Source organism: Sporosarcina sp. NCCP-2331, assembly GCF_023707945.1.
In the GTDB taxonomy this organism is placed as follows: Bacteria; Bacillota; Bacilli; order Bacillales_A; family Planococcaceae; genus Sporosarcina; species Sporosarcina cascadiensis.
Map to the genome: position 1 here is coordinate 1 of NZ_BRCD01000023.1, position 20,820 is coordinate 20,820.

17 protein-coding genes and 1 other annotated feature are annotated in these 20,820 nt (G+C 44.8%); of the genes, 2 read left to right on the forward strand and 15 right to left on the reverse strand.

The features are described 5' to 3' along the window. Positions 1-102: 102 nt before the first annotated feature. The 8 genes from NCCP2331_RS13255 to NCCP2331_RS13290 all read right to left on the reverse strand — a co-directional run bounded on the left by NCCP2331_RS13255 (position 103) and on the right by NCCP2331_RS13290 (position 9,480). Positions 103-1,314, reverse strand: coding sequence for a type II secretion system F family protein (locus NCCP2331_RS13255; RefSeq protein ID WP_251671297.1), 1,212 nt, complete (start codon positions 1,312-1,314; stop codon positions 103-105). A 2-nt stretch (positions 1,315-1,316) separates the two neighbouring features. Further along, positions 1,317-2,354, reverse strand: coding sequence for a type IV pilus twitching motility protein PilT (locus NCCP2331_RS13260; RefSeq protein WP_251671299.1), 1,038 nt, complete (start codon positions 2,352-2,354; stop codon positions 1,317-1,319). A gap of 12 nt (positions 2,355-2,366) precedes the next feature. Then, positions 2,367-4,028, reverse strand: coding sequence for a GspE/PulE family protein (locus tag NCCP2331_RS13265; protein WP_251671301.1), 1,662 nt, complete (start codon positions 4,026-4,028; stop codon positions 2,367-2,369). A gap of 15 nt (positions 4,029-4,043) precedes the next feature. Further along, on the reverse strand, positions 4,044-5,447 hold the full coding sequence (locus NCCP2331_RS13270; RefSeq protein WP_251671303.1) for a VanW family protein: 1,404 nt from the start codon (positions 5,445-5,447) through the stop codon (positions 4,044-4,046). Positions 5,448-5,488: 41 nt separating this feature from the next. Next, entirely contained in the window at positions 5,489-7,240 is a 1,752-nt protein-coding gene (locus NCCP2331_RS13275) for a hypothetical protein (RefSeq protein WP_251671305.1), read from the reverse strand. Between the two features lie 37 nt (positions 7,241-7,277). Then, positions 7,278-7,727, reverse strand: a complete 450-nt coding sequence (locus NCCP2331_RS13280; RefSeq protein ID WP_251671307.1) for a PilW family protein — start codon at positions 7,725-7,727, stop codon at positions 7,278-7,280. A gap of 1 nt (position 7,728) precedes the next feature. Continuing rightward, positions 7,729-8,166: a PulJ/GspJ family protein gene (locus tag NCCP2331_RS13285; RefSeq protein WP_251671309.1), complete on the reverse strand. Its 438-nt coding sequence runs from the start codon at positions 8,164-8,166 to the stop codon at positions 7,729-7,731. Between the two features lie 111 nt (positions 8,167-8,277). After that, a complete protein-coding gene (locus tag NCCP2331_RS13290; RefSeq protein ID WP_251671311.1) occupies positions 8,278-9,480 on the reverse strand; it encodes a bifunctional folylpolyglutamate synthase/dihydrofolate synthase in 1,203 nt (400 codons plus the stop codon). A 61-nt stretch (positions 9,481-9,541) separates the two neighbouring features. On the opposite strand from NCCP2331_RS13290, the gene NCCP2331_RS13295 reads away from it, so the two are divergent. Both NCCP2331_RS13295 and NCCP2331_RS13300 read left to right on the forward strand, forming a co-directional pair. Then, positions 9,542-10,408 (forward strand): ATP-grasp domain-containing protein, encoded by an 867-nt coding sequence (locus NCCP2331_RS13295; protein WP_251671313.1) that lies wholly within the window; start codon positions 9,542-9,544, stop codon positions 10,406-10,408. Beyond that, positions 10,405-11,205, forward strand: coding sequence for an ATP-grasp domain-containing protein (locus tag NCCP2331_RS13300; protein WP_251671315.1), 801 nt, complete (start codon positions 10,405-10,407; stop codon positions 11,203-11,205). The genes NCCP2331_RS13295 and NCCP2331_RS13300 overlap by 4 nt, the downstream gene beginning before the upstream one ends. A 25-nt stretch (positions 11,206-11,230) precedes the next feature. Here the strand turns inward: NCCP2331_RS13300 and NCCP2331_RS13305 are convergent, their stop codons facing one another. The 7 genes from NCCP2331_RS13305 to ccsA form a co-directional block, all read right to left on the reverse strand. After that, entirely contained in the window at positions 11,231-13,876 is a 2,646-nt protein-coding gene (locus tag NCCP2331_RS13305) for a valine--tRNA ligase (RefSeq protein WP_251671317.1), read from the reverse strand. A 185-nt stretch (positions 13,877-14,061) separates the two neighbouring features. Then, positions 14,062-14,280: a binding site (T-box leader), on the reverse strand. 214 nt (positions 14,281-14,494) lie between these two features. Then, positions 14,495-15,124, reverse strand: coding sequence for a hypothetical protein (locus NCCP2331_RS13315; protein WP_153721351.1), 630 nt, complete (start codon positions 15,122-15,124; stop codon positions 14,495-14,497). A 732-nt stretch (positions 15,125-15,856) separates the two neighbouring features. Then, positions 15,857-17,149, reverse strand: coding sequence for a glutamate-1-semialdehyde 2,1-aminomutase (gene hemL, locus NCCP2331_RS13320; RefSeq protein WP_153721352.1), 1,293 nt, complete (start codon positions 17,147-17,149; stop codon positions 15,857-15,859). Then, positions 17,150-18,130 (reverse strand): porphobilinogen synthase, encoded by a 981-nt coding sequence (gene hemB, locus NCCP2331_RS13325; RefSeq protein ID WP_153721353.1) that lies wholly within the window; start codon positions 18,128-18,130, stop codon positions 17,150-17,152. Beyond that, positions 18,127-18,891, reverse strand: a complete 765-nt coding sequence (locus NCCP2331_RS13330; protein WP_153721354.1) for a uroporphyrinogen-III synthase — start codon at positions 18,889-18,891, stop codon at positions 18,127-18,129. The genes hemB and NCCP2331_RS13330 overlap by 4 nt, the downstream gene beginning before the upstream one ends. Further along, positions 18,884-19,813 (reverse strand): hydroxymethylbilane synthase, encoded by a 930-nt coding sequence (gene hemC / locus NCCP2331_RS13335; protein ID WP_153721355.1) that lies wholly within the window; start codon positions 19,811-19,813, stop codon positions 18,884-18,886. The genes NCCP2331_RS13330 and hemC overlap by 8 nt, the downstream gene beginning before the upstream one ends. Before the next feature lie 15 nt (positions 19,814-19,828). Continuing rightward, entirely contained in the window at positions 19,829-20,659 is an 831-nt protein-coding gene (gene ccsA / locus NCCP2331_RS13340; protein ID WP_153721356.1) for a cytochrome c biogenesis protein CcsA, read from the reverse strand. Positions 20,660-20,820 lie beyond the last annotated feature (161 nt).

Here is a 20,820-nt window from a genome sequence, read left to right on the forward strand (position 1 = left end):
TGTTTTTCGTACTCTATGAGATTAGTATAGCAGAGCGTTTAGGAATTTAACACTAGAAAAATAGCAAATTCGTAAATTCTTTTAAAAATAGTGGATTTTCTGTTACAAACTATCTATCTGTTCAAACATACTGAACATCGGAAGCATAATTGCGAGAACAATAGTCCCGACAATTGCAGCCAGAAAAACAATCATGATTGGCTCTATGAGTGCTTTCAAGCGGTCTGTTGCCGCCTCAACTTCCTTCTCGTAGAAATCTGCGACTTTCGCCAGCATGGAGTCTAATGACCCAGTTTCCTCGCCTATCGCAATCATATGCGGGATTAGAGGTGGAAATGCCCAGTGGTTCATCATTGGCTCCGTCAGTGATCCGCCGCGTTCCATCGATTGCTTGGATTCACCGATGACACGGGAGATAACTTCATTGCCGACCACACGCTCCGTCATTGATAACGCCTGCAATATAGGAACAGAACTTGAAAACATCGAACTTAACGTCCGTGTCATCATGGCCAGCGCAGACTTTTTGACGATATTGCCGAATATCGGAACCCTCAATAAGAACGAATCTAACATATACTTGCCCTGCGGATTATTACGCATCAGTAAAATCCCCACGACTATGGCAGACGCAAACAAGATTAATAGATACCAATAATGCTGAATCCAGTCACTTGCCGACATCACAAATCGTGTAAGCCAAGGCAATTCGCCCCCAATGCTGTCGAACATATCGACAAACATCGGTACGACAAATGAAAGCAAAAAGATGACAACGCCAATTGCCAGAATACCGACTACCACCGGATAAGCCATCGCTGAAACAACTTTCTGTCTCGTCCGGTACGCTTTCTCATAGTGATCAGCCAGCTGATCGAGCGCTTCATCGACAGTACCTGATAATTCACCTGCGCTGATCATATTCAAAATCAGCGGCTCAAAAACTTTCGAATGCTTTTCAAAAGCGACTGACAGCGGTGTCCCCGTACGTAAATCTTCCTGGATGGAATTCAATATTTTCCGGAATGCCGGCTGCTCTACTTGCATGGATAGAATTCTCACCGCATCAACAATCGTCACTCCCGCTTGCAGCAAAGTGGAGAACTGCCGCAGGAACATAATAAGCTGATCACGTTTCACGGGGCTGCCGATCGTAATATCTTTCGTCAGAACGGTCTCTTTCCGTTCAACGATACTGACCACACGAATTCCTTGACTTTTCAGTTTAATTGCCGCGTCACGCTTATTGTTTGCTGTCATGGTACCCCGGCGAATCGCTTTGGCATCGCGCCCTTCATACGTAAAACGTGCCACGGTCAGTCATCCCCCTGCAAGTAAGGCTGTGCCATCTCATAAGAAATAATCCTTTGTTCCAAAAGTTTTTTCACCGAATGATCCATCATATGCATTCCTTGAGAGCGGCTAGTCTGAATAACGTTAGGTATTTGATGCACCTTTTCCGACCTGATCAAATTGGACACTGCCGGATTATTGATCATAATTTCTGTAGCCGCACGGCGTCCTTTTTTGTCGGAAGTCTGGAACAGCCGCTGTGAAACGACAGCAGTCAGCACACCGGCAAGCTGCACGCGAATCTGTGCCTGCTGGCCGTGAGGAAAGACGTCGATAATCCGGTCAATTGTGGAAGCAGCACTCCATGTGTGCAAAGTCGCCAGAACCAAGTGGCCGGTTTCCGCTGCAGTAATGGCAGTCGAAATTGTCTCCAAGTCCCGCATTTCCCCGACGAGTATGACATCCGGGTCCTGCCGAAGCGCTGCCCGCAGACCGTCTGCAAAAGACAGCGTATCGAATCCAACTTCGCGTTGGTCAATTATAGATGTTCCGTGGTCATGCATATACTCAATCGGATCTTCCAGCGTAATGATATGTTTCCGCATCGTTTCATTCATATAACGAATCATTGCCGCAAGAGTAGTGGATTTACCTGACCCTGTAGGCCCTGTAACCAAGATTAATCCTTGCGCCGTATCAGCCAAATTTTTTAGTGTGTTGGGCATAAGTAGATCTTCAATCGTCGGTATTTTTGTAGGAATTGTCCGGAATGCCAATGAAATCGCGCCGCGCTGCTGGAAAGCATTGACACGGAAACGCGAGACACCGGCAATTTCATAGGAGTAGTCGATCTGGCCGGCCTCTTTAAACGCCGCCATCATTTTTTCAGGCACAGTCTGATAGGCAATTTCCTGGGTATCTTCTTCGTTCAGCACCGTTTTACCATACCGTTTCAGCTCGCCATGTACACGTAACACCGGCGGCACACCGACTGTGAGGTGAATATCGGACGCTTTCATTTGAAACGCATCGGTTAATAATTGGTCAATTCGTTCTGGCATTGCACAACACCCCTATTCAATCAAGGCCACTCGCAACACTTCCTCAGTAGTTGTAATGCCCTGCTTTACTTTTTCTAAACCATCATCAATCAGGAAAATCGTCGCACTACGCTCCGCGATTTCCCGCATGACGCTCGGTGACATATTATTGTTAATCGCTTCGCGCATCTCTGCGTTGATAATCAGCACTTCATGAATCGCAATTCGCCCGCGGTAGCCGGTCATATTACATGCCGGACAGCCTGCTCCGCGATTCACTTCTTCAATCGACATGCCGCGTTTCGCAAAAATCTCCTGTTCACGCTGAGTAGCCGGCTGACGAGTACCACAGTCTCGGCAAACCCTACGGATCAAGCGTTGCGCGACTATGGCGTTCAATGAAGCCGTCAGCAAAAACGGCTCGACGCCCATATCGAGCAGACGGGAAATGGATGCGACCGAGTCATTCGTATGGATCGTACTTAAAACTAAGTGCCCCGTCAGTGACGCTCGAATCGCAATTTCCACGGTCTCTTTATCTCGGATTTCACCGACCATGACAATATCGGGATCCTGACGCAGAATCGAGCGTAGTCCTGTCGCGAACGACAATCCAACATTGTTATTCACCTGGATTTGATTGATTCCTTCGAGCTGATACTCGACCGGATCTTCAATCGTAATGATATTGACGTCTTCGTCATTCAGCCTATTTAATGCCGCATATAGCGTAGAAGATTTACCTGAGCCGGTAGGTCCTGAAATTAATATGATACCGTTCGGTTTTTCAATTTCCTCTAGAAAGCGTTTTAAATTTGTTGGTCCGAACCCGAGCTTCGCCAAGTCGTTCAGCGAGCTGCTCAAATCCAAAATCCGCATGACGACCTTCTCTCCAAAAACGGTCGGCAGAGTAGAAAGGCGCAGGTCAATCGGCCGGAAATCAATTGTAATCTTAATTCGGCCGTCCTGCGGGATGCGTGATTCAGTAATATTCAGATTTCCCATGATTTTGATCCGCGCAATCAGCATGGACTGCATATGCTTCGGAAGCACCCGCTCCGTATGCAGCTTGCCGTCTACACGAAACCGGATGACGACCTGGTGTTCTTGCGGATCGATATGGATATCACTCGCCTTCATCGATACAGCGCTCGAAATAATCTGATTGACGAGACGGACGATCGGTGAATCATTATCGACTAGTTCTTCCTGCTGCTGTTCCGCCTGCGGTTCTGGTTCATCAAATACGATATCGTCAAATAATTCATCATCATAATACCTAGTGATCGTTCGATTAATATCATCTTTAGACGCAATTGCCGTCTCAATATGGAAACCAGTCGACAGGCGCAGGTCTTCAATTGTGTTATAGTCCATCGGGTCCGCCATTGCGACGAATAATTTATCGCCATCACGCTTAAGCGGTACAATCATTTTCTGCTTGGCCAATCCTTTCGGCACGATATTAAAGAGTTTTGGATCAAACGGATAGCGGAATAAATTCACATGTGGTATGCCGAGCTGGAACTCCAGCACTTCGATCAGCTGCTGCTCGGTAATATATCCGCGCTGAAGCAATGCGTCACCCAGCCGCTGGTCGCGCGGCTTATCTTTCAGCGTGCTCATCAGCTGCTCATCCGTCAATAATCCGGATTCTATTAATAAATCACCCAGACGTTTTCTAGTTGATGCCATCTGAATCCCCCTCTGTCAGTCGATTGGATTGCCATCCTTATCGAACTTCATGATGTTCCCGCCTTTGTCGTAGATGATTTCGTTATCACCTTTCCCGTCTGATGCGTTTGGTTTCGACGAGTTGTTTCCAGGCTTGTCGGATGAACTTCCGCTGTTTCCTGAACCAGTCCCTCCGCTGCCGTCGGTGTTTCCGTCAGACGAACCGCCTTCATTCGAATCGTTGCCTCCTGGGTCTCCGTCCGTTCCGCTATTGGCATTGTCATCGGTTTTCTCGTTCTGTATGAGATGATGGCGTTCCACCCGCGGAACCGGCATATAGAAATCTACCGAAATATCTTCATAGTTTTCGAGCGAACCATTGAGCATTACTTTCCGCTTCACCGTCGCTTCGAGTCCTTTCTTTCCGCTGTCCAATGTTTCCTTGACGCCCGGCGATACGAATGCACTGTAGCGGATCACCGTTTTCGGCTCGTAGGTCTTCAATGTTTCCACTTCCGGTTCGTAACTATGAACAAACGGCAACCCTTCCACCGTCAATTCAAGCTTGGAGTTTGTCCAATTCGTGTGAACAGTGAATACTGTCTGATTCGGATTAGAGAACATGAAATTCAAACCGAGTTTGCGATTGATCGCCGCCTCAAAACCAGGCTGCACTTCCGCCGTCAGCTCGCTGCTAATATTCCGCTCGTCAATAATCCAGTTCGTCTGCAAAGCCGCCGCATACAGCATCGAAGCCATAATAGTCATCTCTTCATCCGATGCCGCTGCCGCTTCCTTGCTTTCTAAAAACTCTGTAAATGAAAACGTAGAATTCGGCTGAATTTCTGTTCCATCCAGGTCATTCATCAACAACCGGATACCTTTTGGAACCTCCGAAAGCTGATAAGATGCCGTCGCGATGGTCTGTGTCTGTGAGTACAAATTAGGAATAAATTCAGGCAAATGAATCCGCTGCGGCATAATTCCACTGCGCACATACTCTTCTATTTTAGAAGCAATCGTATCTACTTCATCTTCCGAGAATGAGAGCAAATCAAAATTCTGTTTCAGCACCGTTCGCAGCCCGTCACGCGAAACATCCGCAATCAAAGCGTTATCCTGCCCCGAAGCCGCCTGCGAGAGTGTCGCGTCTGGATCAAACGTAATCACTTCAGCAGGCACCTGCACAGAATAATCCTGCACCATCAATTCTACTTGCAGATTCTCATCCAGCTCCGTAAAGTCGCTTGCCAGCTTCTCTTTCGCCTTTTTATGGCTCATCTTCGATACATCAAATGGACCAACATACGTATGCTTGCCGAAGCGTTTGATGTTTGAGAAGAAGCCGTCACCTGCGTAGGTGTCTTGAACGAAGAGCGCGGACAAAGCCAGGAGTGCGGCTGCCCAGAGCAGGGTTATTGTGTATAGTTTTGGTTTCATTGTGATCACCTTTTTCATGAAGTGGCAACATGCTAATTTGGTTAGTACTCTACTTTTTCAAGTTTTGGTATATGGCCGGAAAATATATTCTCGTCTGGAAGTTCAGGTATTTCAGAAGGTTGCCCTCCTCCCGGTAGTTTAGGCGGTTTGGGTTCGTCGATTTGCTTATCTAAATTACATGTGTCTTCATATTGAGCCTTAGTCAGTTTAAAAATATCCTCACCGTTACCTTCATGACTAGAACTATTAATATAAAAAATCTTACTTTTTTCCATAGAAAGTTCTCTAGCTTTAAAGTCTTCACTACAATATACTGTTTCCTGCAAGTTTAATTTGTCAATATTTGTATTTTTTGTGGTAACTGCCGATTTTTGGATAATTATTTTGTTTGGAGACTTGAAATAATTCTCTATATTTATTGCTGATTCTTCGAATTTAGACTCAGTGTTAATTTGCAGATATCCCCCAACATACATCTTAGTCTTTTGTAAATTAAGAGTTTGAGGAGAATTCAAATACGAACCAATATGGAAATTTGATTCTTGAAAGTCTCCCCCAGAATTAAGTTGCAAGAAATCCCCAATTCTCACTTCTGTTTTCTGTGCCTCTAATTTAGAAGGCGCATCTAATTGCTTTCCTACACTAAGTCTTGATTCTTCAAATTTACTTCCGCTTCTAAATTCCATCATACCATCTACAGTTAAATCTGTTTTTTGAATTGTGATTTTATTTGGAGCACGGAAATCAGCTCCTACCTTCATGATGCTTTCTTGTATTTGATTTCCACTAGATCCTCTGAAATTAAATGTCTTCCCTATAATAATGTTTGACTTTTGAAAGTCTACACTGCCAGATTCACTAAATTCTCCTCCGATGTAAGCGTTAGACTCTTGAATTTTCATACCTCCATATTTATTTAGATTTCCAACAATATGAAACTGGGATTTTTGCACATCAAAATTACTTCCGTTTGAAATTCCCTTTGTGTAAAATAACGACTCCTGAATTTCAATACTTTTATGGCCATTATAATCTTCATTAATAAATACTTTTGATTTGTCTTTAACAGATTCTAAAGAACTTGTCTTTCCAGAGGGGAAGAGACAATTTTCATTTTCTATATCTACTATGTTTTTACAAATATTAGATGGTATTTCATGATTCATATCAAAATCATTGTCGTTACCAACATTACCTTCCTGATTACCATCTAAGTTTTTAAGGTAGCCTTCTATATCTGGTAACTCAAATTTCAGTTCGAAAGTCAGCTTCTTCACCTTTTCTTTCTTTATGCTTTCATTCTCATTTATCCCTTCTACTTCACCTTTAACAATGATTTCTGTAATGCCACTTTCAACTTTTTTATCTGAAATTGAAGGAGGCATTAATAGCTCATGCCGATAATCATCAGCAAGATCAAAAGTGGTTATCTTCTGCAAATCTCTAATCTCTTCAACTTTTTCATTAATTTTATCTTTTACGTACTCTACTATCTCTTTATTAATTCTTACAGCATTTATATGTGATTCTTCATTTGCAATAGACTCATTCACTTTATCAATTAATAATTGCTTTAGGTCTTCATCGTTATATGCTTTCTTTAATTCGAAGGTGTAATAATCAACTCCTGCCTCTGCAGCTACCACAGTAAGATTATTTTCATCTACTGTCTTTTCCTGCTTAGCATTACTCAAGGCACCCCTCATAAAAACAGCAGTTATCATTGTTATAAAAACAATAGCAAACAAAACGATAATTAACGCGTAACCTTTTTCGTTTTTTGGATATTTCATCACGTTAACTCCCTTCTTTTGTTTCAATTGTTTTAACTCATTTTTCCGTTTTATAACGAGAAATTATAGTTGGTATTTCAACAAACCTCTTAGCTCTTTCAGGGTCTGTTACTTTAAAGCTTGAAAGGTTTAAATCTGTTTTTGTTGGTGTTTGTCCTTTATGATCTAATATGGGTAGGTAATTAAATTGGTTACTGATCACACCGTTATAAGATTCCGATGATGTAACTTTATCTTCCATGCAATTATCTACTCTTACTTCATTTTTACTAATTGTTAAATCATACGTAAAACAATTTCTATGAACCTGCTGAAGTTGTGAAATGATATAGTTAGCTTCTTGTTGAAGTCGCAAATTTGAAGTCTCAGAAATATTAAATTGAGAAGCTATGGAGACCGTTGTCCAAATCACGCCAGCCACCAAAGAAAGAAGAATCAGTGTCGCTAACACTTCAACTAACGTCATTCCTTTTTGATTCTTAGGCATCTCAATCACTCACCTGCCCTAATTTCAAATAACCAAAAGTCTCACTAATTAACTTATCTTCATTTAAAACTTTTATATGAATTTTATATAATTTTTCTTCTTTCTGTCCTTTACTGCAATACTCTTCATTTTTATAGCAATCAACTTCAACATTATATTTCTTAGCCTCTTCTAAACTCTCTATAGGATAATAGAAAGTTTCTTTATCGGCATCTATTGGTTTTTTTATTTCACGATCTCTGATTGATGATGGTGAATTCTTTAGTATTGCTAACTCTTGCTTTGCTAAATTCATCGTCTCCAACTTTGCCTCTGTTCGTTCATTCATATTATTCATCTGCGGAAAAATCGTCATAAAGCCAATGAAAACAATTCCCAGTATAGTGAGTGCAGCCAATATTTCAACCAGCGTCATGCCTTTTTCCCGTTTAGCTTTCATGACGATTCTCCTTTCTGTATATCATTTCATTATCTTTATATTTTATGGTCTGACATCAAACTAAATACCTTTATTTTCAATATAATTCTAGTTACTTCGATAGATTTAAGCCTATTGTCTCATTAAACTGCTCAACAAGTAAAGAGAGCCGGCAATTACTTTTTTATGTTTTCCGCTCTGTTCCCGATCAATTTCGGAAATTGACACAATTTTGCTTTCATTAAGCGGACAAACTGCCAGTAAATCCTCTGCTTTGGCTGCTTGGGGATGTGGAAAATCTACGAAAGTGAAGCTGTTCGCAAGCTGCGCGAAGATTTTCAATACTTCTTCGTAATCCTTTGTGTTCAGCATGCCGATCACCCAATCGACTTTCTCGCCCGGAAACTGCTCCATAATTGTCCGTACTAGCATCTTGGCAGCGGCGGGATTATGCGCTCCGTCTATAAACACGCCTTCCCTGATTTCCTGAAAGCGAAACGGCAGCTGTGCAGTTTTGACTGCTTCTGCAACTGCCTTCTGCTTCAACGGAATGCCTGCCGCAAGCAAAGCTTCCAGCGCGACTGCACAGTTGACTGCCTGATGCGGTCCTTTCATCCGGCGTTCGGGCAGCTCAAATGCCTGCATTCCTTCAAATTGGTCAGCATTCATCCGGAAATCTTTGCCGTATACATACAGCAGGCTTCTGTTGAGTTCCGCTTCTTCCTCCATCACTTCCCGTGCCTCTTCAGAAAGCCCTCCAATCACCGCCGGAATGCCCGGTTTGATAATCCCTGCTTTATGACGCGCGATTTTTCTCTCCGTATCGCCTAAAAATCCGGTATGATCGAGCGAAATCGACGTAATCACCGAAACTAGAGGCATCACCACATTCGTACTATCAAACCGTCCGCCCATTCCCGTTTCCAATAAAACGTAATCAGGCGAGGCATTCCGAAAAGCCAGAAACGCCGCCACAGTCAACAATTCAAAGTCCGTCAGCACGCCGCTTAGATCTGCCGCATTCATTTCCTCAAACACATACTCCAGTTCATTTGGCGAAATAGAATCTCCATTTATTCGAATCTGGTCATGCAAATCAATCATCGCGGGTGAGGAAAACACGCCTGTTGTATAGCCGTGCGCCTGCAACACTGCTTCCATGACCGCAATTGTCGAGCCTTTGCCGTTCGTGCCGGCGACATGGATGATGTGCAGGTCTTTTTCCGGTTTCAGTACGGTGGACAACGCTCCCATCACCGCATCCAATCCCGGTTTTATCGCGTCATCGCTTTCTATATCAAATTGTTTTTTATATTCATCGAGTTTTGGAATCATTGAAATTCCTCCTGTGCTAAAATTAATGTGTAGATTCATTATAGCAAAGGTGGCGGAGTGATTGAAAAGTTGTTGGATTATTTATAACGGCAGCCTGACAAGTGATAAATTTGCCGATCAGGCGCGGCTCGTCGGGGAAGCGGCCATCCGGGCAGGTGTGGAAGTTCTTCTTCTACGAAACAATGAAATTCCGATCGATTTGCAGGAGCCGATCCATAACCCGCCGGATTTCGTGGTTTTTCTAGATAAAGATATTCTGCTCGCAAGCTATTTGAAACAGATGGGTATTCCGATTTTCAACGATCCTGAAGTCATCGAGACTTGCGATAATAAAGCGAAGCAATATTTGGAGCTGGCGAAACATGGAATTGCTATGCCGCGGACGATTATTGCGCCGAAAGTGTATCCGAATTTCACCATTCGTGACAGCGGCTATTATGAAATTGTGCTCGAGCAGCTGGGCCTGCCGATGATTATCAAGGAAGGCCACGGTTCATTCGGCATGAAAGTGTATTTGATTGAGACAGAGGATGCTTTCTATGAAAAGACGGATGAACTGCGCGGCGTTGATTATGTTTTCCAGAAATTTATCAGTTCGAGCAGAGGGCGTGATTTGCGGGTCAATATCGTCGGCGATGACATAGTCGCGGCAATGTACCGGCATTCCGAAACGGATTTCCGGGCAAATATTACAAACGGCGGCACAGCGGAAGTAGTCGAACTGACCGCTGAGCAAAAGCAGCTGGCACTGCGTGCGGCGAAAGCGGTCGGCGCGGAGTTTGCGGGCGTGGATCTCCTATACGGTCCGAATGAAGAACCGCTTGTCTGCGAAGTGAACGCAGCCGCCCATATACGTAATATTTATAACGTCACGGGAATCAATGTGGCGGATGCGATGGTCAGCTATGTATTGAGGAAGCTTGCATGAGAGGCGCTGTCTACTATAGCGTACAGGAAGCGGAACGGAATCACGCTTTCATTGCCGATCTGCAGAATGAAGCAGAAAAATTGAATATCGGTCTTGAGCTGCTGACTGAACCGCCAAATACAACTTATGACTTCCTGTTATTCCGGGACAGAAACCCGGCGCTCGCCCGTCAGCTGGAGAAATCCGACTGTCGCCTGTTCAACCGTGCAGCCGTCAATGAAATCGCCAACGATAAACTGCGGACATTCGAACTCGCTTCCCTGCTCGGCATTCCCGCTGTTCCGACGTTTCGTGCAGATAAACGGCTGCCTGATTTGCCGTTCGTGCTGAAAACTCGCAACGGACATGGCGGCAGTGAAGTATTTCTCTGCAGCACCCAGTCTGAAGCCAACGAGGTACTGAGCCAATTTCATCCGAATGAACTCATCGCCCAGCCATTTATCGACTCCCATTCACAGGATGTCCGCGTCTTCGTGCTCGGCGATGAAGTACTTGGCGCAGTCAAACGTACAGGTGACGCCGAGTCATTCAAGTCGAACTACACGCTCGGCGGCACTATCGAGAAATATACATTAGATGGTACGCAAACAAAACAAGTCCAAACCATCGCCCGCGCCATCAAGAGCGACTACATCGGCATCGACTTCCTGCTGCCTGTGCATGGCGGCTGGCAGCTGAATGAAATCGAAGATCCCGTCGGCGCACGCTCACTATACGCAACGCATGATTTTTCCGTTGCCGAGAAGCTGATGGCTTACATACAGCGGCAACTAAAAAAAACAGGGCCGGCGAATTAACTCGCTGCAGCCCTGTTTTCACATATCAAATTTCCTTCAACTCCGCAATACGACGCTCAACCGCCGCATGCTTCTCTAAATAATCCTGCTCTTTCGCACGTTCTTCTTCCACCACTTCAGCCGGAGCCTTCGCAGTAAAGCGTTCATTGGACAATTTGCCCTGAACACGTTTCACTTCGCCCTGCCACTTGCCAAGTTCTTTCGTCAAACGGGCGATTTCTTCTTCGATGTCAATCAAGCCTTCCAGAGGCAAATACAGCTCTGCGCCTGTTACAACAGCTGACATTGTTTTTCCCGGTGCATCCACTTTCACACCAATCGTCAACATTTCCGGATTACAGAATTTCTCGATATAGCTGCGGTTCGCTTCCAGAACTTCAACTGTCGACTCATCTTTCGCAGAAATATACAGATCGACTTTACGGCTCATCGGTGTATTCACTTCTGAACGGATAGAACGCACCGCTTTAATAATATCCATCAGCAGCTTCATATGAGACGCACGCGCAGAGTCAGATAGCGTAGCATCCACTTCCGGCCACTTCGCTACCGTGATTGACTCGCCTTCATGCGGCAAGTTCTGCCAGATTTCTTCGGTAATGAACGGCATCAACGGGTGCAGCAAACGCATCGTCTGATCCAGCACATGCGCCAGTACCGAACGAGTCATCTTCTTTGCTGCCTCATCTTCACCGTACAGCGGCAATTTCGCCATCTCGATATACCAGTCACAGAAATCATCCCAGATAAAGTTATACAGCGCACGGCCCATTTCGCCGAACTCATAACGGTCTGCAAGGCTGGTTACCTGCTCGATCGTTTCATTCAGACGTGTCAGAATCCAGTCGTCCGCTACTGATTTCTCTCCTGACAGATCGATTTCCTCGAACTTCATGCCATCCATATTCATCAACGCAAAACGGGAAGCATTCCAAATTTTATTGGCAAAGTTCCAGATCGCTTCGACTTTTTCTGTTGAATAGCGCAAATCCTGTCCAGGTGAAGAACCGGTCGCCAGGAAGTAACGCAATGCGTCTGCTCCGTACTGATCGATGACGTCCATTGGATCTACACCGTTGCCAAGAGATTTAGACATTTTCCGCCCGTCTTCCGCGCGCACCAGCCCGTGAATCAAGACATCCTTGAAGGGACGCTCTTCCGTGAATTCTAATGCCTGGAAAATCATGCGGGACACCCAAAAGAAGATAATATCATATCCTGTAACAAGGGCGTCTGTCGGGTAATATTTTTTGAACATTTCATTGTCAGTGTCCGGCCAGCCCATAGTGGAAAACGGCCATAGAGCGGATGAGAACCACGTATCGAGTACATCCTTGTCCTGTTCCCAGTTATCCGCATCAGCAGGAGATTCCTGTCCAACATAGATTTCACCTGTCGTTTTATGATACCAGGCAGGAATCCGGTGGCCCCACCAGAGCTGACGGGAAATACACCAGTCGTGGACATTTTCCATCCATCCAAGATACGTCTTTTCAAAGCGTTCCGGAACGAAATGAACTTTTTCTTCTTCATTTTTCTGCAGATTAATCGCTTCTTCGGAAAGCGGCTGCATCTTCACGAACCATTGTGTAGACAGATAAGGTTCAACCACCGCACCGCTTCGCTCAGAGTGACCGACAGAATGCATATGTTCTTCAATTTCAAAAAGCACACCCATATCCTGAAGATCTTTCACAATTTGCTTGCGGCATTCGAAACGATCCATGCCTTCATACTTGCCCGCCAGCTTATTCATTGAACCGTCTTCATTCATAACGAGTACGCGTGGCAAATTGTGACGATTACCCACTTCAAAGTCATTCGGATCATGAGCCGGTGTTATTTTCACAGCTCCGCTTCCGAAGTCCATTTCAACGTAATCATCTGCAACAATCGGAATTTCACGGCCGACAATCGGCAACTTTACCATCTTGCCAATTAAATGCTGGTAACGCTCGTCATCCGGGTGTACGGCAACGGCTGTATCCCCGAGCATCGTTTCCGGACGTGTAGTCGCAATCTCAATATGTCCCGTGCCATCCGTCAATGGATAGCGCATATGATAGAATGCACCCTGCACATCTTTATGGATAACCTCGATATCAGACAAAGCCGTCTTCGTCGCAGGATCCCAGTTAATAATATATTCTCCGCGGTAGATCAGATCTTTTTTATAAAGGGTAACGAAAACTTCACGCACTGCTTTGGATAGACCTTCGTCAAGTGTAAAACGTTCCTGTGAATAATCGAGAGCCAATCCAAGTTTTGACCATTGCTCACGGATATGATCCGCATATTCTTCTTTCCATTTCCATGTCTCTTCAACGAATTTCTCGCGGCCCAGATCATAACGCGTCTTGCCTTCAGCACGCAGTTTTTCTTCCACTTTCGCCTGTGTGGCAATCCCTGCGTGGTCCATCCCTGGAAGCCACAAGGCATCATAGCCTTGCATACGCTTCATTCGAATAAGCATATCCTGTAACGTAGTATCCCACGCGTGCCCTAAATGAAGCCGGCCGGTCACATTCGGCGGCGGGATCACAATGGTATACGGTTCTTTCTCGCTCTTTACATCGGACTCAAAATATTTACCTTGAAGCCACCAGTCATAGCGGCCGTTTTCGACTGCCTGGGGATCGTATTTTGTCGGCATTGTCAGTTCATCTGTCATTTTTAGTTCCTCCTTTATTCTTTCAAGCGCGCCTTGGCGTGATTGCGTCTGGATTTTGAAATGTGCTTGCACATTTAACTCCATCCAAAATTCATGACATCCGCCGGAGGCTTTATCTGAATTCAGCAGGGGTTTTCTGTTGAATTCAGATAAAAGTGAATACAAAAAAGCCCCATACATCCCGTAAAAAGGACGAAGGAGCTCGTGGTACCACCTTTATTTATGAACGCTTAATAAGCATACATCTTCATGGATCGTAACGGTTTTCACCGGTCTCTGCTACTGAAGGTTCACAGAAACTGCTCATAGGCGACGTTCCATCTGCAGTTTCCAGGTACGTCCCACCAATCGCACCCTCTCTTAAGAAAACCCGTCACATGTACTGACCTATTCAACGCATAGATATTCTAATCCCCATTATTATAGTGGAAGAACGCTGAAGACGTCAAGCGTAACTTAATGAAACCTGAAAGGATGGTGTACGTGCGCAGAAGCTATAATCCCTACTTGCTGCCGCCTTGGCTGAGGAAAACCAGGTTTTACTGCAAGAACTGTATTATTCCGCTGACCGTTTTCCAATTAATCCGGCTGCTGATCGTGCCGACAACAGGCGACTTTTTATTGTTTTGCCTCCTCGCCTGTCTCTCGTTCTGCTTCTACAAAAACATTATTTGAATGGAAGATCTTTCTTGTTACATCGTCATCAAGCTCTGCGATGTACAAGAGAAAGTCTTCCATTTCTTTTTGCCCCTGCTCCACTGCCTGATCGGCATTCGCCAAAAACTCTAAATGAGATGTCGACTCTACTGCGACTGCTACTTCCTGTACTGCAGCCACTGCTTCTTCTTTCACAACCGATTCGCTCTGAAGCTGTACTTTCCATTCTACATACAATCCGCCGTCTTCCAGCGGAGAGGACTGTACATCGGCGATTTTCAGATCAACCGTACTGACTGTTTCCGAAGGCAAATCCACATTCAGCGGGACCGCATATTCAAAATATCCATTGCCGTTCTCCACTTCCACATCGTCAATAATTAAGCGATCTTCTGCTGAATCCTCGATCAGCTTGTCTGAATCAAAGACCACATTGGCGGCGATATGATAAATTCCTTGCAGCCGGATTGCCTCTTCTGTGCGTTCTTCCGTATAACCCGGCGTCACTTTCAGCTCGGCAGCCTCCGAAAAAGCACCATATTCAGCCGGAAAATAAAAAGTCTCCGACACTGTCCATTCATGTGCAGTCAATATGCTTCACTCCTTTTCTTAACTCAGGCCATTATATGAAGCTGCTGCGATTTTTAGAAGAAATCTTTTTAGGGTCTGCGCCAAAATTTGTTTTTGATAACGTGTCACGTACGTATTGCGTAAATCCTGCGGCAGTTTAAAGCCGCTTCGGCGCTGGGGGATTGCCTTACGCTATGAGCCTACTGGCGAAGAACGTGCCAGCAGTCTCCCAGCAACGGCCGACCCCGCAAAGGCGCCTTCGCTGGTGTGGAGAATATATGTCATGCTGCTTTTTTGCAGAGTGCGAGTTAGTCGGCGTTGTTTCGTTTACTCGACTTTGCAAAGTCATTGATCGCAAGGATCTGTGTCCCTTGGGGGGTAATAGGTATTGCATGAAATTCTATACTTCTTATACTAATCTAAGACAGTAAGCTCATACTGCCCACTCACGCAAAGAGTATTGAAAAACAATCCAGTGTACCTTCGTTCCAGGCGGCGACTCTGGGAGGATCAGCCCGATAGGATGAGACAACTAAGGGGAGCGAAGCGACCAGTTGGCTCACCGAGGGCCCTCCAGAACGCGTCCGCCTGGAACGCAGGGAAACGGTCTCTCTCTACTTACCTTTAACTCCAAACTGCTTGCTATGTACACTGTCAAGCACTTGTTTTGGTGATGAGCCAAACTTTTAAAACAAAAAAACACCAGGCGGGACATCTGTCGTCACAACAGATGTCCGCCTGGCGTTTTGAAAATTATTTCTTTAATTTAGCAAATACGCGATGGAACGCTTCTACCGTTGTTGCAATATGCTCTTCAGTATGAGCAGTAGATAAGAACATACCTTCAAATTGAGAAGGCGGCAGGAAAATGCCTTCTTCTGCCATCAAACGATAGTATTCTGCAAATAATTGCAGATCGGAAGTTTTTGCCTGATCGTAATTATTGACCCGTTCATTCGTAAAGAAGAACCCGATCATCGAGCCGGCACGGTTTACTGTATGCGGAATATTGTTGGCTAAAGCTGCTTCACGGAATCCATCTTCCAACAAATCGCCAAGCTTAACGAAACGTTCGTACGATTCAGGAGTCAGCTTTTTCAACGTCTCGATACCCGCAGTCATTGCCATTGGATTTCCAGACAATGTCCCTGCTTGATAAACAGTACCTGCTGGTGCCATGTGCTCCATAATTTCGCGCTTTCCGCCGTAAGCACCGACGGGCAGGCCGCCGCCAATTACTTTTCCAAGACATGTCAGGTCCGGAGTTACACCGAAGTGACCTTGGGCACAATTATAGCCAACACGGAAACCAGTCATTACTTCATCAAAAATTAGCAACGTGCCATTTGCAGTTGTCAATTCACGCAACGCCTCAAGGAAACCCGGCTCAGGCGGAACGACGCCCATATTACCGGCCACCGGCTCCACAATAACGCCCGCTAAATCATTACCAAACTCGTCAAATGCCGCTTTGACACTATCCAAGTCATTGTATGCAACGGTAATTGTATTAGCAGCAATCGACTCCGGTACACCCGGACTGTCAGGCAAGCCAAGAGTCGCAACACCAGATCCTGCTTTAATCAGCAATGAATCCGCGTGACCATGATAGCAGCCTTCAAATTTCAAGATTTTATTGCGGTGTGTATAACCTCTTGCCAGACGAAGGGCACTCATTGTCGCCTCTGTACCGGATGAAACCATGCGGATCATTTCAATCGACGGTACGCGTTCGATCACAAGATCAGCTAATTGATTTTCCACTAAAGTCGGAGTCCCAAAACTTGTCCCGGTTTCAGCCACGCGCTGAATCGCAGATACAACATCCGGATCTGTATGTCCTAAAATGAGGGGTCCCCAAGACAATACATAGTCGATATATTCATTGCCGTCAATATCCTTAATGATCGCACCTTTTCCGCTCTCCATGAAAATCGGGTCCATATTGACAGATTTAAACGCGCGAACCGGAGAGTTCACACCGCCCGGCATTAAGTTTACAGCTTCTTTGAATGCTTTTTCAGATTTCGAATAATTTCGTCTCAATTATTTCTCCTCCAGCCAGCGAGCAGCATCTTTTGCATGATATGTCATAATAATATCTGCGCCTGCACGCTTCATACTTGTTAATGTTTCCAGCACGATTTTCTTTTCGTCTACCCAGCCGTTAAGCGCAGCTGCTTTGACCATTGCATACTCTCCGCTGACATTGTACGCAACAACAGGCAATAACACATGATTTTTCACATCGCGGATAATATCCAAATAAGACAGAGCCGGTTTCACAATGATGAAATCTGCACCTTCTAAAATATCGGATTCTGCTTCACGCATCGCTTCCATTCGATTTGCAGGATCCATCTGATACGTTTTACGGTCACCAAACTGCGGCGTGGACTGTGCTGCATCACGGAATGGACCATAATAAGCTGATGCATATTTTACCGCATAAGACATGATCGGAATGTTTTGGAAACCTGCGTCGTCAAGAGCCTGCCGAATAACTGCAACAAAGCCGTCCATCATATTAGACGGTGCAATTATATCTGCTCCGGCTTTCGCCTGGCTGACTGCAGTCTTCGCAAGCAGCACCAAACTCGCATCATTATCAACATCCCCATCTTTGATGACTCCGCAATGTCCGTGATCTGTATACTCACAAAGACATGTGTCAGCAACGACAACGAGTTCAGGATGACGCTCTTTCACCGCACGTGTTGCCCGCTGAATAATACCGTCGTCGTCATACGCTTCTGTTCCGCACTCATCTTTATCAGACGGAATGCCGAATAAAATAATCGAAGAAATGCCGAGTTCAACAACCTCATCTGTTTCTTTCAGCAGCATATCAATGGAAAACTGATCGACTCCCGGCATGGAAGCAATCGGGTTTCGGACTTGCTCGCCTTCTGTTACAAATATTGGATAAATAAAATCAGCAGCTTTAATAGACGTTTCCCTTACCATTGCACGCACAGTTGGATTTGTGCGAAGTCTGCGATGTCTTTTAAATTCAATCGGGTTCATTTGAAACCTTCCTTTCGTTTGGCTAGTGCATGCACCAGCTCGACCAATGTATACGTTTCAGGTATTACATGAACAGGCGCTCCGGCTTTCAGCAAGGCGCGCTCGGTGACATGTCCGATGGCGCAGATGGTAAAACCGTTCCACGTCGTTTTCGGTACGACACGTGAAGCAAATACATCCACAGCCGAGGGACTTGCGAACAGCACGGAAACCTGTTCTTTCTGAGTAATCTGTTTGATCAATTTATCAATGGAACTCACAGCACTTTTCGTTTCATACACTGTCCATTCCGAAACGTGGAATGGCAGCTCTTCACGAATCATAGTGCCTGCAAGCGATCCTTTTAAAAACAATACATTCAACTGTTCTGATTCTTTTGGTTTAAACTGTTTCACAAATACATCTGCACTGAATACACTCGGAATGAATGATACATCAAAGCCGAGCTGATCTAATGCAGCTGCTGTTCGTGTGCCGACTGCAGCAACTTTGCCGGCATAGTTCTTGGAAGTAATTTGATTGCGCAGCATTTTAGAACGGAATGAAGCAACAGCACTCTGACTCGTAAAAATCAGCCAGTCTGCTTTCATGGCATCTTTCAAACGTTCTTTGTCATCTTTTTTCTTTACTTCTTCCACTTCAATGAGCGGAATAGAAACCGGAATACCCCCATACCCCTTAACCAGTTCAGCTGCTTCCTGAGATTTGGGGGTTCCAGTGAAAATCACTGTTTCTTCATATAAAGGTAACGCGTTACGCATCCATTTCCGCCTTCACTTTCTCAATCACTTCAGCAGCGCCCTGATCGCGCAAAAGCTTTCCTACTTCTTTACCGACTGCAACAGGATCTGTTCCCTTCACAGTTTCACGGAAGACTTGAATTGCATCCGGTGAGGCAATAAATCCTGTCAATTCCACTTCTTTGCCGTCAAACGTCGCAAATCCAGCGATAGGCACTTGGCAGGAACCGTCCATTTCAGAAAGGAAAGTGCGTTCGGCCTGCAACTCTATCCATGTTTTATGATCCGTCAGTTTTGAAAGTTCCTGCAGCAGTTCAGCGTCATCTTCACGACATTCAACTGCCAATGCACCTTGCCCTACAGCCGGAATGCAATCATCAAGCGCCAGATATTCCGTTACAATTTCGTCATCCCAGCCCATACGCTTGAGGCCTGCAGCAGCCAGAATAATTGCATCATATTCTCCGTCACGGCATTTGCGGAGACGTGTATCAATATTTCCGCGAATCCATTTGATTTCAAGATCAGGACGAAGCATCAGCAGCTGAGAACTGCGGCGCAGGCTTGATGTGCCGACAACTGCCCCGATTGGCAAGTCCATGAAACGAACATGATCGTTTGCGATATAGGCGTCACGCGGGTCTACACGCTCAGGTACACAGCCGACTGTCAGACCATCCGGAATAACGGCGGGCATATCTTTCATACTGTGTACTGCAAAGTCGATCTCCTTATCGAAAAGTGCTTGTTGAATTTCTTTAACAAACAGACCTTTTCCGCCTACTTTTGATAGCATAACATCCAGAATCTGATCTCCTTTTGTCACAATTTCTTTAATTTCAAATTCGAATGGAACCCCAGCTTCTTTCAGCTGCTCAATGAACCACTTCGTTTGTGTTAATGCTAAATTACTTCTGCGGGAACCAACAATAATTTTTCTCAAAATACTCTTCCTTCCTTATATCCATAAATGAAATTGCGACAGCGTACTGCCTAAAAAGAAATTCACGACGGTAAAGAGAAATGCAAAAATTGACATCCAGGCAAATTCCAGCGGCTGCAGTTTACCTTTGTAATGAAAAAAGATCACACCGGTATAAAATAATAAAACGGCAAATGAACCCATAATTTTCATATCAAAGACCGACCAATCGGTAAGAGCGACATATGCCCACTGCACACCGAAGATCAAGCTGACAAACAAGATCGGTATGCCGGTATAAATCGACATCTTCATTCCCATCATTGTTTGATGAAGATTCGGCAGACTAGAAAACTGCTTTGTAAACTTCTTCTTTTTTAAAACTTTGTATACAATTAAATATAGTAAAGCAAAAACAAATGCCAAAGCAAACACTGCATACGAGAGAATTGCTGTCGTAATGTGAATAAATAGCACTTCAGACACAAGGGAATCTCCGACTGTGGAGGCTGTGTATTTTAAATTGGAAAAAACATGAATCATTAAAAATATAAAACCAATAATATTCATAAAAAAGACCATGAAATTTACTTTGTAAATCAGTTGGAACACGATCGACAACGTTACCAGCAGCCATACGTAAAAATAGATTCCTTCCACGAGTGACAGGACAGGAAAACGTTTCATTTCGACAATGTACAATGTCAGGATTGCAGTTTGTGTCACCCATACCGCGACGATTAGCCAGAATGCAATGCGCTGCACGGCCTTCTGCTTTTTAAAGTAGTCAATTAAGTAAAAGACAAGACCAAGGGCATACAGTACAATCATAAATTCCTGAAGTCTTGCCATTGTCAAATCCACCATATGCTATTCTCTGCCTTTCAAACAAAACCTCTCGATTACATTCAGCCGAATTCACTTCTTTATTGTCTCAAATGACAGGGCTTCACTGCAAATAATTGCAATCGTTTTATTCCGTAATTCGCAAACCGCAACTCTCTCTTACATACAAAAAAGGGGCCTGT

What these genes read in the sequence shown, in the direction of transcription:
- NCCP2331_RS13260 (WP_251671299.1), bottom strand. Translation starts at nt 2,354, where the DNA reads ATGCCAGAACGAATTGACCAATTATTAACCGATGCGTTTCAAATGAAA.
- NCCP2331_RS13285 (WP_251671309.1), bottom strand. Translation starts at nt 8,166, where the DNA reads ATGAAAGCTAAACGGGAAAAAGGCATGACGCTGGTTGAAATATTGGCT.
- NCCP2331_RS13265 (WP_251671301.1), bottom strand. Translation starts at nt 4,028, where the DNA reads ATGGCATCAACTAGAAAACGTCTGGGTGATTTATTAATAGAATCCGGA.
- ccsA (WP_153721356.1), bottom strand. Translation starts at nt 20,659, where the DNA reads ATGGTGGATTTGACAATGGCAAGACTTCAGGAATTTATGATTGTACTG.
- NCCP2331_RS13270 (WP_251671303.1), bottom strand. Translation starts at nt 5,447, where the DNA reads ATGAAACCAAAACTATACACAATAACCCTGCTCTGGGCAGCCGCACTC.
- NCCP2331_RS13300 (WP_251671315.1), top strand. Translation starts at nt 10,405, where the DNA reads ATGAGAGGCGCTGTCTACTATAGCGTACAGGAAGCGGAACGGAATCAC.
- NCCP2331_RS13280 (WP_251671307.1), bottom strand. Translation starts at nt 7,727, where the DNA reads ATGCCTAAGAATCAAAAAGGAATGACGTTAGTTGAAGTGTTAGCGACA.
- NCCP2331_RS13290 (WP_251671311.1), bottom strand. Translation starts at nt 9,480, where the DNA reads ATGATTCCAAAACTCGATGAATATAAAAAACAATTTGATATAGAAAGC.
- NCCP2331_RS13275 (WP_251671305.1), bottom strand. Translation starts at nt 7,240, where the DNA reads ATGAAATATCCAAAAAACGAAAAAGGTTACGCGTTAATTATCGTTTTG.
- NCCP2331_RS13330 (WP_153721354.1), bottom strand. Translation starts at nt 18,891, where the DNA reads ATGCGTAACGCGTTACCTTTATATGAAGAAACAGTGATTTTCACTGGA.
- hemB (WP_153721353.1), bottom strand. Translation starts at nt 18,130, where the DNA reads ATGAACCCGATTGAATTTAAAAGACATCGCAGACTTCGCACAAATCCA.
- NCCP2331_RS13305 (WP_251671317.1), bottom strand. Translation starts at nt 13,876, where the DNA reads ATGACAGATGAACTGACAATGCCGACAAAATACGATCCCCAGGCAGTC.